The sequence below is a fragment of the Blastocatellia bacterium genome (genome assembly GCA_016713405.1).
GTDB lineage: Bacteria > Acidobacteriota > Blastocatellia > Chloracidobacteriales > JADJPF01 > JADJPF01.
The window spans coordinates 23899-36297 of the sequence record JADJPF010000018.1; the positions used below are offsets into that span (position 1 = coordinate 23899).

The window sequence follows — 12399 nt, forward strand, 5'->3', positions numbered from 1 at the left end:
AGCAAATAGCTATGTGGCTAAAGTATATTAAAAATAAAGTTTAAGTTAAAAGTTGTAACCTATTCTCATTTGTGACAGTTAAGGGAAATCCTTTTGGGCGCAGTAAAGGCTTTTTAGACTTTGCTAGCAGTTCAACAAGCATAGCAGCAGATTTTGCCCCATCTGTTTTTGCTAGTTCTATTTTTAATTCTGTTGCTCGTTGGGCAAATTCTTCTTTTGTGCGGATTATATCAACTTTTGTTCTTAATTCATTTTCACTAAAACCATAAATATTAATACGTAAACCTACTTCTAGGTATTCTACCCGACTAGCATTATCTCCTTGTTCCCCACCTATTGGCATTACAATCAATGGTTTACCAGCAGCTAAAGTTTCATTAGTAGTATTATTCCCACCATGACCAATAACTAAATCAACTCTAGGAAGTAAATCTATTTGTGGAACGCTAGGAAAAAGCAAAACATTTTCAGGAACAAAACCTTGTTTTAATTTCTCATAAGCCCCTCCACCACTAATAATAACTTGATAGTCAGGATAGTTAAGTGCATTCATTATTTTTTGAAAAACTTTTGGTTTATTATTAAAAACCGTTCCAAGTGAAACATAAACTTTATATTTATCTGAGCGAAGTTTATCAAAAGGAAAATCTGTTGTTTGATTTTTTCGTTTTGCAAAACAAGGGCCAATAAAAAAAGTATTGTCAGTTAAACTATCTCTTTCCGCTTCTATTGCTTCCGCGCTAGTGATTAAGTTTAACCATTTAGAATAAGGCTTGCTTAATGTATCTGTTGAAATAGAAGGCAATCCAAATTTGCCCTTAGCGCGATTAATACGGCTATTTAACCTAGAAAAAATAAATCTTTCACGGCGTAAATATTTTTGACCCAAAATTTCTGCTTGCTCGCCAATTGGCAACCCACTACCAAAAGGAGGAATATTTTTTCCTTTGAATGGCAATCCACTATGAAAAACTGTAGCACAAGGAATATTTTTATATTCTGCTGCTATATGTGCTGCAAAAAATGCAAAATCCGAAACCAAAACATCAAATTTGTTTGCTTCAAGGTGATTTATTACTTGTTTTGTATAATGCTCTATTGCTGTTCCACCTACTTCTATGGCTAGCATAAGTTCGTTGTAGCCTGATGCAAAAGGCAGAGCAACCCCTAAAATAGCAGCTAGCAATGATGGAGTCACAAGATCAACTTTTATATTATTTTTTTCAATCAATTGAGGAATTAATGAAGCTACTCTAAAAACTTCTATTTTTGAATTATTATTCTTAATACCATGGACTAAAAAAGATACTTCATGCCCATCTTCCTTCATTTGCAAAGCTATGGTTAGTAAAGTATTTAGATGACCCATTGAAGGTTGATTAAGAAATAAAACTTTGCTCATAAATGTTCAAAAATAACAGTTTATTAAATTACTTAGCCCAACATTTTCAGTAATCTAGCGTACATCACTTAATTTACTGAAATTGCTGGGCTAAATAGATCTTATGCAAATAATTTATTTTTTAACAGGACATAGTTTTAGCTTTAGCAAAATACTTGGGCTTAGACTCAATTATACTCTCATTATCTACTTGGTTAACAACTTCTGGCTCTGCTTTTGCTTGCAGTACACGAACCATTTGTTGAAAAGCCTCTCGACGTGCTGCTTGACGTTCGGATTCAACTTTCTTGGCTGCTATTAAGAGAATATCTAAATTTTTATGTTTCTGTTTCATAAGTATGTTCTCCTAACTGTTTTATCGGTGGTTTGTGTATTTCTCACAAAATTTTACAATTTTGCAAGATCTAGTAATTGTGGTTTTCCATAGGAGATAACCCTATAGGCTGTGTTAACACGTTTAGTATGTGATTAAGAAAAGTGGTAGGGTAGCAAAATCATCTTTGAGTATCAAGAAAATATTGCCCTTTTTAATGAAAAATTCACTTATTTTTTATCCTCTTTACTTTTACCTAAAAGAAATATTGTAAATTAACAACAAGGTTTGAGCATAACATTTTCGGTGCTTAGTCTAGCAAAAAGCTTAAAGTCTATGGTCTTTTACCCTTTTTGTTGCAGTCCAAAAACTTAGACAATAGCCATTTCTATCACCCTACTTGGAGGAAAAACCGTGACTATTTTAGTGGATAATTCTACCCGTTTGCTTGTTCAAGGAATTACAGGTAAAGAAGGGACATTTCACACTCAACAAATGAAAGCTTATGGCACTAATGTTGTTGCTGGTGTTACGCCTGGAAAAGGTGGAACAACACATGAAGACATCCCTGTTTTTAATACTGTTGCTGATGCGGTAAAAGAAACCGGAGCAAATGCTAGTGTTATTTATGTCCCTCCTCCATTTGCTGCTGATGCAATTATGGAAGCAACCGATGCTGGAGTTGAATTAGTTGTTTGTATTACTGAAGGCATACCTACATTGGATATGCTTAAGGCATTTCATTATGTCAAAGCGCATGGCGTAAAATTAATCGGCCCAAATTGCCCTGGGGTAATTTCACCAGGTAAATGTAAAATTGGAATTATGCCAGGCCATATTCACAAAGAAGGCCGAGTAGGTGTAATTTCTCGTAGTGGAACACTTACCTATGAAGCGGTTCATCAACTAACAATGCTTGGCTTAGGGCAATCTACCTGCGTTGGAATTGGTGGAGATCCAATTATTGGAACGGTTTACTTAGATTTACTCCAACTTTTTGAAGCAGACCCAAACACAGATGCAGTTGTAATGATTGGTGAAATTGGTGGAAGTGCTGAAGAAGAAGCAGCCATATTTGTAAAAGAGAAAATGACTAAGCCTGTAATAGGCTTTATTGCTGGTCAAACTGCTCCTCCGGGCCGAAGGATGGGACATGCTGGAGCAATTATCTCAGGTGGCAAGGGTACTGCGGCAGAGAAAATGAAAATGATGTCTGAAGCAGGTATTTATGTAGTAAGTAGCCCGGCTGACATTGGTGCAAAGGTACAAGAAGCACTACAAAAATAAATTTTTCAAAATTTTTAAGGAGATCAAAAAAACTCTTATGAGCGATTTAACTTTTGGCATTATCAAACCAGACGCAGTAGCAGCTAACAATGCTGGCAACATTATCCAACGTGTTTTGGATTCTGGTTTTAAGGTTCGCGGACTTAAGCTTTTACATTTATCTGAAAAACAAGCTGAAGGCTTTTATGCAGTTCATAGCGAAAGACCTTTTTTCCGTAGTTTAGTTCAATTTATGACTAGCGGCCCGGTTGTTGTAATGGCATTAGAAAAAGAAAATGCTGTTCCAGAATGGCGTGCGCTTATGGGGCCAACCAACTCTAAAGAAGCTCCTGCCGGTACACTGCGCGGTGATTTTGGAACAGATATTGAGCGCAACGCTGTTCATGGCTCGGATTCAAAAGAAAATGCTGCTATTGAAGTTTCTTACTTCTTTAACCGCCTTGAACTTGTCTAAAACATCTCTCCAAATAAAGACAAGCTTTTAAGTTTTTAAGAGTTTGTCTTTATTAATTCATAATCTAAAATAGCTAAAATAACTATTTTTTGGTTTTAAATCCATTTTTTTAGACCCCTATAAGATTATTAACTTCCTTAAATCAATGATTCTTCTACTTTGGCATTATTCTAAAGCTTTTATAATCAACTAATAAAAATACTTTTTCTAATAACTAACAGAATGGCATTTTAATTGCTTATTAAAAATTAAATCAAAATACATCCATAATAATAATTATCACTTTTGCTTATCATATAAGTAGTAAGTAAATACTATAGATATGACGTTCGGGGTATTAGTGTATCTAGCTAAAGGCTAGAAAATAAATAGCGAGGTATGAGCAACTATGAGTAAAATATTTTTTCGTGTTTTTTTAATAACACTAATTTCTTCAACGTTAATTATTTCTTTTCCCCAACTTCCTACTTCTCAAGCAGTTATCCAGGAAAACCAAACTCAAAAAGAAGTTTTTGGTAGCATTAGCGGTGTAATTACAGATGAAGCAGGAGCAGTTATTCCAGGTGCAACAGTTACAATAAGAAATATTGAAACAGGTGCAGAAATATCTGTAACAACAGATGAGAATGGCGAATATATATTTCCAAATTTGCCAATAGGCATTTATGAAGTTAAAGTGACTGCTGATGGGTTTAATTCAACCTATCGTCAAAATATCGCTCTTTCTAAAACCTTAAAAACAAAATTAAATCTTGTACTTAGTGTAGGTAGTACAGCCGATATAGTAGAAGTAACAGGACAAACTGTTACAATTGAAAGAAGTACATCCCAACTATCCGCTACTTATAGTGCTAGAGATGTAGCAGATCTTCCTATAAATAAACAAAACACAGAAGGCTACAAAAATTATGGAGTCAATCCTTGGACAAATAGCGAAAAAGACCGCTTTTCAACCTTTGCAATTGATGTTGATACAGGCTCTTACACAATTGCACGTCGCAAATTAAATGAAGGTGTACTCCCTCCAAAAGACTCTGTTAGAGTTGAGGAATTTATTAATTATTTTAAGTACCAATACCCTAACCCAGTAACTAAACATCCATTTTCTTTAACTATGGAAGCTAGCACATCTCCTTTTGATGCTAATCGCTATTTGCTAAGAATTGGTCTAAAAGGGCGTGAAGTAACACTAGCAGATCGTCCACCCACACATTTAACTTTTCTAGTTGATAATAGTGGGTCAATGGCTTCTGATGATAAATTAGGAATGGTTAAACAAAGCCTAAAAATGTTGGTTAAACACTTAAAAGATCACGATACAGTAGCAATTACAACTTATGCTGGTGGAGTAAATTTAGTTTTATCTCCAACTCCAATAAGTCAAAAAAGCGTTATTTTATCGGCAATTGATGAGTTAGAATCAGGCGGCGGGACAGCAATGGAAGCCGGAATTGACCTAGCCTATAAGCAAGCTCACGCTTCTTTTGCACCTAATAGTATTAATAGAATTATTATTTGCTCGGATGGAGATGCTAATATTGGTAAAACTAGCCATCAGGAGATTTTGGAGCAAATACAAGAATATGTAAAAGAAGGAATTACCGTTAGCACAATAGGTTTTGGAATGGGTAACTATAAAGATACGATGATGGAACAATTTGCTAACAAAGGTAATGGCAATTACTATTACATAGATAACATTGCGCAAGCAAAAAGAATTTTTGTTGAGCAATTAAACGGAACACTTCAAGTAATAGCAAAAGATGTCAAAATTCAAGTTGAATTTAACCCAAAAACTGTAGCTAAATATCGTCTGGTTGGTTATGAAAACCGTGATATTGCTGATGAAGATTTCCGTAATGATAAAGTTGATGCTGGTGAAATAGGTGCTGGTCATACAGTTACAGCAATTTATGAAGTCCAGCTAAAAAAACAGCCTTCAAGCAATGTTGCTACTGTTAGACTACGCTATAAAACACCTGATGCTAAAGAAGAAACTCCTGCCGAAGAAGTTGCAGCAACTTATGATTTAGCTAGATTAAAACAAAACTTTGATCAAACATCTGAAGATTTTCGATTTTCTATTGCAGTTACTGCACTTGCAGAAGTTTTACGTGAAAGCCCAGAAGCAAAAAATTGGTCGTTAGAAAAAATTTCAACTATTGCTCAATCTAGCACACAAAAAAATAACCCTGAAAGAGAAGAATTTCTTGGGATGGTGAAAAAAGCTTTAGAATTAAGCCCTAAAGTAGCAAGCATACCTATTAAACGATAAATTAACTTTATCTGTGGGTGCAAGTTTATTGATTATTAAACTTGCATCCACAAATAAAAACTAATTATTAAATTTGCGTTGGATCAATTCCCATTTCGCGTAGTTTTGCAGCTAGTTTTTCTGCTCGTTGTCGTTCGTCTTCCGCTCGCTGATGTTCATTTTCTGCTCGTTGTCGCTCGTTTTCTGCTCGTTGTCGCTCATTTTCTGCTTGGCTTAGTAGTTCTTGAAAAGTAAGAAACCTTCTTCCATCTGGATAATAAATTGCTAATCCGTCTGGGCTAGGCTCAAACCTAATACCAAGGATTAAACTAACCCACCCAGATATATTTTCAACAGCTTGTAATGAGTCATTTAATCTAGTGTACCCAAAAAGCCCTTCTGTTTCTGGATCATAGACATAATATTCACCTACTCCGTATTGGCGATAAAATTCTAATTTACGTAATATTTCGATACCACTATTACTTGGGGAAAGAATTTCAAAAACAACTTGAGGAGCAATATTTCCTTCTTCCCATTGTTTATAAGAGCCGCGATGACCTTTTGGACGACCTATCGCTACCATCACATCAGGTGCTTGAACAATTCTAGGTCGGTTTTGTACTGGATACCAAAAAAGATCAGCAGCAATAAAAGCATTTGGTATCAATGCTTCTAAGTTTTCTTTGATCGTTACGATCCATTCATACTGTTTAGTATTTTCTGACATTGGCTTACCATCGCTTTCTGGATAAACAATATCCTCCTTTAAGGGTTGTTTTACTAAAGTTGTCATGCAAATTTCTCCTTAAACACTTTTAGCAATTAAATTTGTATATAAATATTGAGAAATATTTTTGAGAAAACAGAATAATTATACAATTTCACCTTTATTTTTCATACCAAGAATTACTTTAAAACCTAGATCAAAAATATCTGGGATAGTTACTTAAGCTAAGTTAATTTTACTTAAAAAATACTTTTTTATAAGTAAAATTAACTTTTTGCAAAGCTTTTTAGAATATTTTTTGTTTGGTAAATAGCTATAAACTAATCTATAACTAGTCATCAGAAAAATAGTAAAGTAAAATGAAAGTGTTAATTTTTCATTAAGACTAATTGAATATTAAAAGTTTTAGCTTACAATCTAAAAAAATAACTCTATGTCTTGAGGGGGACAACTAATCTGCTTAAAAACAAACCTTTTGTCCAAACATTTTTAAAAAGAAAATCACAAACTATAAATCTTTATTTAAGAATAAGAAAATTGTTTTAAGTGCTTTAGTGAATGGATGTTATGAGCAATGATTCATTAGTTTTGCCAAATCTAACAACTGAGTATCTCTATGATGCTGATAAAGTCTCAGAACGTTTTGTAGGCCGTTCAGAAGAGTTAGCTAAGCTTAACAACTGGTTAACACTATCTTTTGCTGGTCAAGGCAAACCTATCTTTATTATTGGAGATCCTGGAATTGGCAAAACAGAATTGGTTAATCAGTTTTTTGCAAAACTTCCAGAACAAGAACAAGTTGTTATTGATGGCAGGTATTTTGACGTAGGTAGTAGCGCACCTTATAAAATTTTTATTGATGGACTTTATAGAACTAAATCCTTACTAGAAAAACAATATCCAAATAATGCAGCCTTACAAGCTTTTGAAAATCACTTAAAAGAAATTACCAGTATTTCTTTTACTCTATCGTTAGATACTAATACTGAAGCGACTAAATATTATAATTTTGAACTGCTTGCTAAAAGTTATTTGTTGTTATCACAAATAATTCCTGTAGTGTTTTTTCTAGATGATCTTCAATGGGGAGATGAGTTAAGTTTAGAGTTTATTGCCTATTTAATCCGGTCAATGCAAAGCAAACCTTTCTTTTTAGTTTGCACTATTAGAGAGTATGAACTTTCAATAGAAGGAAATCCTCTTCGTACCTGGCTAAGGCGAATGAGTAGATATAATGCTTATGAGCAAATAAAGTTACGTTCTCTTTCTGAAACCGATACAGAAAATTTAATTAATCGTATTTTCCCACAACATAATTTCCCAGAAAATGTTACTAGCAAACTGCACCAAGAAACTGGCGGTAATCCATATTACTTAATTGAAGTAGTTAAACAATTAATTGAAGATAAAAAAATTCGTTGGACTGGAAAGCTCTGGGAAGTAGATAATTTAAGTGAAGTTCAACTACCTACTTCATTGATAGATTTAATAGAACTTCAACTTTCTAGGCTTTCTAAAAATGTTTTAAGTATTTTTCAACAAGCCGCAGTAATTGGAGAGGAATTTTCTTTTGATCTTCTTCAACAAACGACAGAAATTACAGAACAAGAACTTGTTTTAGCTATTGAAGAAGGTTTAAGACAATTTCTTATTCATGAAGAACCTCCATCTATCTTAAATAATTCTGAAAAATATACATTTTGTTATAACACTACACGCAAAGTTTTATATGAAAAATCTTCTCTAAGGCAACGCAGAATAATACATAATAAAACAGCTAAGATTTTAGAAAACACCAATGCTGTAGATCATAATGCTGGTAGTATTGCTTATCATTATTTGCAAGCAAATGAACTTGCTCAAGCTTTTCATTGGTCAGTAGAAGCAGCAGCAATGGCTTGTAATAAATTTGCTTTTGACAGAGCAAAAACCTTTTTTAGTTGGGCAAGCAAGGCTTTAGAACTATTAAAAAATCAATCTCAAAACCCCTCTGCTGAATCACAAATAAAATATTTTTATATTTATGGACAGTTTTATACAGCAATGGCAGAGTATGAGACAGCTAGAGATTTGCTTAAAAAAGCTCAAACTATTTGCCAAGAAACTAAAACAACAATTAAAGAAGCTGAAGTATTAATCTCTTTAGGAAATTGCTTAAAAAATGATTCTTTATTAAATGAAGCTTTAGAAAGTTATCAAGAAGCTTTACGTTTAGCAAAAGAAAACTTAAAACTTAAATGGCTAGCAGCATCAGCAATAGCTAATTGTGAAATAGAGTTAAATCACCCTGAAAACGCGCTCCCCTTACTAAAAACTGTATTAGATACACTTAAAGAATTAATTAAACAAACTACAGATACAGAAAAAGAATCATTAGAAAAGCTTTAGCTGATACTAAAATACTAGTAGAAGAAATACTAGAAAAAGTGTCTAAAAAACCTAATAATAAAAAAAGCATAGAATTTCCTGCTATCCCTCTTAGTTACACATCTAACCAAAGCACAGAAAATACACAAAAAACTCAGTCCCCAGTTATTGAAATACTTGCGTCTCCATCAGAAATCTTTAAGCAATGTGCGCTTCAATTTAAGCAACTACATAGTGCTTGTGAAATATTAAATAAGTTATTAAGAACACAATCTGATCCACCAAAAATTGCAGGTTTAATTTTTAGCCAACTAAAGCAAATTAAACTACAACTCCATACTTCTGATCCAGTAAAATTAACTAAGCAAATAACTATAGTAGAAAAACAATTACAAGAATATCAAAGCTGGTTACAAAGATTAAATGACAATCTTCCACCCTACACTATGCGCCAATATTTGGATCAAGGTGTGTTACTGCCTGAAGAAATGCTTCATTTAGCTAGATTTATGATTGCCGTCCAGTCAAACTCAGCAGATGATAAAGGTAAAGTAGAATTACTATTAAGCCGAGCTTTAGAATTAGAAGTTGATCGTCAGCTAATTATTAGTAACTTATTTGCTTCAGAACTCACTAGTAGCGAGCTATTTTCTGAAGATCCAAATTTAAGTTTAATCAAAGGGCTACTTACTGAACTGGAATCAGTAGATAACTACTATGAAATTATAGAGAGCAATTTACTTGCGCGTATAAAACAAGCCAAGCAAAATTTAGGCCATTCATTTTGGCATCCTCAAATATTGCCCGTAGTTATAGAGATTAACTTAAAATTAGATTTTAGAATTAAAGAGTTAATGGAAGAGGAGCAACGCGAATTAGGAATGATTTGTGACCAACTTTTAAGAGCAGGAATTAAAGTAATCCCTCGTCGTGGTCAAGCAGGCTCCCTAGACATAGAAGCTGCTCGACGTATGGTTGAGCGAGCTAAAGACTTACTTAATTATAATTACGAAAATAATAGATCTAACTTAATGGTTTTAGCAGAAATTAGCCGATTGCTAAGAGCGCATATAAAAGAGCAAAATCTACTTACAGCAGGAAATAATTCTCAAAGTATTTATGCTAGTGTTGATAAAGCTACTTTGCCATCAACAGCAAAACCTGTAACAGCAACCTTGTCATCTATACCTCCTACAGCAACGCCAGCAAGTTTACCCCCTACAGCAAGACCTGTAACAAATTTACCCCCTATGGCAAAGCCTATAGTACCAGCAAATCTACCACCAACAGCAAAACCTGTAACAAACCTACCTCCTATGGCAAAGCCTGTTTATCCTTCTCAACCCTCAGAATTGCCTATAGAAAGAAGATTATTTGTCTCAACTCCTGGTACTTCATTATCAGACGCTAACGTTCCAACCATTAGTGCTACAGGGAGGTTAATAGCAACAGCCGAACAGCAAAACTTTTTGCAAACATCTGCAATAGATCAAAATCAAATTGAGATGAAGTTACAAAGCCGCTTAGCAGAGATTTGTATTTTGCTAGCAACAAAACTTAGGGATTTACCCGTTAAAGTTTTACAACTTAAACGCTCTCAGCTAACTGTAGCCTCTTGGGAAGTAGAAGCACTTCTTTCAAGCGATGATGAAGAAGCACAAGTGGAAAATAAAAAGCAAAATATGTTAATGCGTCGTGCTATTGCCTTGTTAGCTGAAATGCAGGAAGTAGGAGTTTCTTGCAGAGAATTATTTACTACAGGCAAAGTAAAAGAAGGGCAAGAAGCATTACTTGCAGCAAATTATTTTTTAGATCAAGCAAAACTAGTTGCTGCTGAGTTAGAAACCCAATCACACCGTGAACGTGATGCAAGCAACTATGCAAAAGCTCAAAATTTAGCAGCCACCCGCCAAAAACTTGTTAGCACAAACCAACTATTATCTACCATTATTTCTTGGCTAAAACGAGATCAAAATAAGACTAATTTATAGGTTATATTCCACAGAAAATTACTTAATCTATTTCCTTAGTAAAAACCACATTATTTTTAACAAAATTTTACACAAAAATTCTTACTTTTTTCTTACATTTTGTACGATTTAAGAAAGTTTTTACGTCTTAAGATTAAAAGTTAAAATTTTTAATAATAACTTGATTCTAAAAAGATTAAGCATTATTATAGCTTCCATTCTAATCGCTAGAAATAATATGTAATTGTCAGCCTTAGTCTATTATAAGTACAAGTAAATCAACCTAGGTTAATCAAAATAGGTTGAAATCTATTGCTTAGTAACATCCCAAGCAAATTATTTTTACTTTTTGTCAAACTCGCAATGAAGCCAAAATACGTTATAACAACACTTTTGATACTAAATCTTTTGTTATTTGGAACTTTGTTTTATTACAAAGTAAAACAATCCCAAAATAGTAATTCTACTGGTTCACAAAAACAAGTTTTGGAATACATTGACAAAATAGCTAGCTCGCCCAATATGTTACGTAATACAGAAGCTAGATTGTCTATCTATTCTAACTATCAGCCTTATCAAATAAATACAGCTTTAGTTGAGAAAATTAAAAAAGAAACCAAAAAACCTATTGTTGAAACCATAGTTTTAGACAATGAAACAAATGAAGACGACGATTTAACAGCAAGCCGAGGCGCAAACACTAAAAACTTAAAAAACAACTATCCAGAAGACTTAAAAGTAGCGATCCCAAGGCTTATGCTTGAAGACATATCCGCACCAACTTTAACCATAACACGCGGTGTTGCAGCCGTTTATATTTCACAAGGGGAATTTGATGCAGCAGTTGATAAACTAGAAAAAGAAGTTAAAAATAATCCAAATAATGCTTTGCTACTCAATGATTTAGCTACAGCCTATTTTACTAGGGGTGATTATACAGAACAGCCAAAAGATTATGTTTATGCACTTTCAACTATAGATGAAGCTCTTGCCATCAACCCAACAAACCCTGAAATGCCAATACTTTTTAACCGTGCTTTGATGTTTCAAAAGCTTTTTTTAGAGAGATTAGCACGAGAAGCATGGGAAAAATATCTGTCCTTAGAAACCAATCATGGTTGGCAAAAGGAGGCCAAAAACACCTTGATGTGTTAAATGCACCTACTTTTGAGCAAATCTGGCAAGCAGAAAAAACTAAGCTAGCCAACGCTGTTATAAACAATGATTTAGCTATAGCTAATCAAGTATTTGAAAAATATCCGCATCCTTCTCGAATGTATGTAATAGATGATTTACTTCCCGCTTGGGCAGATTTTTATTTAGCAGAAAAGTTTGTAGAAGCCCAGGAACAGCTTAAAATAGCTGAGTTTATAGGCAGCAAACTTGTTACTTTACAACAAGATAAGCTTGTCCAAGATATGGTTAGCGCGATAATTTCTTTGCCCAGCAATGCAACAGCCGACAAAAAGCGACATGACTTAGCCATAGCACATCAATTTTACGGCAAAGCAAAATATTTTCTTGAACGTAGCGAAGTAGACAACGCCTTACTTAATCTTAACAATGCTGTAGATATTTTTAGCAAGATAAATGATATAGCTTCAGCCAGCCATATTTACCTC

Annotated in this window: 10 protein-coding genes; 7 read left to right on the forward strand and 3 right to left on the reverse strand. The window is 33.8% G+C overall.

Annotated features, from left to right (window positions below; translation table 11 throughout):
* Positions 1–40: 40 nt before the first annotated feature.
* Together IPK14_18160 and IPK14_18165 are read right to left on the reverse strand one after the other, a co-directional pair.
* Entirely contained in the window at positions 41–1402 is a 1362-nt protein-coding gene (locus IPK14_18160) for a hypothetical protein (GenBank protein MBK7995226.1), read from the reverse strand.
* Positions 1403–1523: 121 nt separating this feature from the next.
* A complete protein-coding gene (locus IPK14_18165) occupies positions 1524–1736 on the reverse strand; it encodes a hypothetical protein (GenBank protein ID MBK7995227.1) in 213 nt (70 codons plus the stop codon).
* Between the two features lie 393 nt (positions 1737–2129).
* Between IPK14_18165 and sucD the strand changes: the two genes are divergently transcribed.
* From sucD to IPK14_18180, 3 genes are all read left to right on the forward strand, one after another.
* Positions 2130–3002, forward strand: a complete 873-nt coding sequence (gene sucD, locus IPK14_18170; protein MBK7995228.1) for a succinate--CoA ligase subunit alpha — start codon at positions 2130–2132, stop codon at positions 3000–3002.
* Positions 3003–3039: 37 nt separating this feature from the next.
* The gene (gene ndk / locus IPK14_18175) at positions 3040–3456 is read left to right on the forward strand and encodes a nucleoside-diphosphate kinase (protein MBK7995229.1); all 417 of its coding nucleotides are present in this window, start codon (positions 3040–3042) and stop codon (positions 3454–3456) included.
* 388 nt (positions 3457–3844) lie between these two features.
* Complete coding sequence (locus tag IPK14_18180) at positions 3845–5731, forward strand: von Willebrand factor type A domain-containing protein (GenBank protein ID MBK7995230.1); 1887 nt, start codon at positions 3845–3847, stop codon at positions 5729–5731.
* Positions 5732–5798: 67 nt separating this feature from the next.
* Here IPK14_18180 and IPK14_18185 read toward each other — a convergent pair whose 3' ends face one another.
* Entirely contained in the window at positions 5799–6506 is a 708-nt protein-coding gene (locus IPK14_18185; protein MBK7995231.1) for a Uma2 family endonuclease, read from the reverse strand.
* Between the two features lie 501 nt (positions 6507–7007).
* On the opposite strand from IPK14_18185, the gene IPK14_18190 reads away from it, so the two are divergent.
* The 4 genes from IPK14_18190 to IPK14_18205 all read left to right on the forward strand — a co-directional run.
* On the forward strand, positions 7008–8828 hold the full coding sequence (locus IPK14_18190) for an AAA family ATPase (GenBank protein ID MBK7995232.1): 1821 nt from the start codon (positions 7008–7010) through the stop codon (positions 8826–8828).
* A 38-nt stretch (positions 8829–8866) separates the two neighbouring features.
* Positions 8867–10798, forward strand: coding sequence for a hypothetical protein (locus IPK14_18195; protein MBK7995233.1), 1932 nt, complete (start codon positions 8867–8869; stop codon positions 10796–10798).
* Positions 10799–11200: 402 nt separating this feature from the next.
* Entirely contained in the window at positions 11201–11932 is a 732-nt protein-coding gene (locus tag IPK14_18200; protein ID MBK7995234.1) for a hypothetical protein, read from the forward strand.
* The coding region (locus IPK14_18205) for a hypothetical protein (GenBank protein MBK7995235.1) at positions 11896–12399 on the forward strand (504 nt) is incomplete at its 3' end. The genes IPK14_18200 and IPK14_18205, both read left to right, overlap by 37 nt.